The sequence below is a fragment of the Streptomyces sp. SID12501 genome, from assembly GCF_010550245.1.
GTDB lineage: Bacteria > Actinomycetota > Actinomycetes > Streptomycetales > Streptomycetaceae > Streptomyces.
Genome location: NZ_JAAGLU010000820.1, coordinates 1 through 417, shown reverse-complemented (window position 1 = coordinate 417; position 417 = coordinate 1). Strand labels below are relative to the sequence as shown.

The 417-nt window shown below is 73.4% G+C and carries 1 protein-coding gene; it reads left to right on the top strand.

The genetic code is table 11. From position 1 onward, the window contains the following. Positions 1 to 417: ATP-binding cassette domain-containing protein (locus G3I71_RS48630; RefSeq protein WP_164325392.1), on the top strand; the 417-nt coding region annotated here is incomplete at both ends.

Sequence of the window (417 nt, the reverse complement as noted above, 5' to 3'; positions counted from 1 at the left end):
TTCCAGTTGAGGCCCGGCCGCGTGACCGGCTTCCTCGGGCCCAACGGCGCGGGCAAGTCGACGACGATGCGCATGATCGTCGGCCTGGACAAGCCGACGGCCGGCACCGTCACGGTGCAGGGCAAGCCGTTCGCGCGCTCGGCCGCACCGCTGACCGAGGTGGGCGCGCTGCTCGAGGCCAAGGCGGTGCACCCGGGCCGCTCGGCACGCCAGCACCTGCGCGCGCTCGCCGCGACGCACGGCATCGGCAACAAGCGCGTCGACGAGGTCATCGAGCTCGCGGGCCTGGCGGCCGTCGCGAAGAAGCGCGTCAAGGGCTTCTCGCTCGGCATGGGTCAGCGCCTCGGCATCGCCGCCGCGCTGATCGGCGACCCGCACACCCTCATCCTCGACGAGCCCGTCAACGGCCTCGACCCC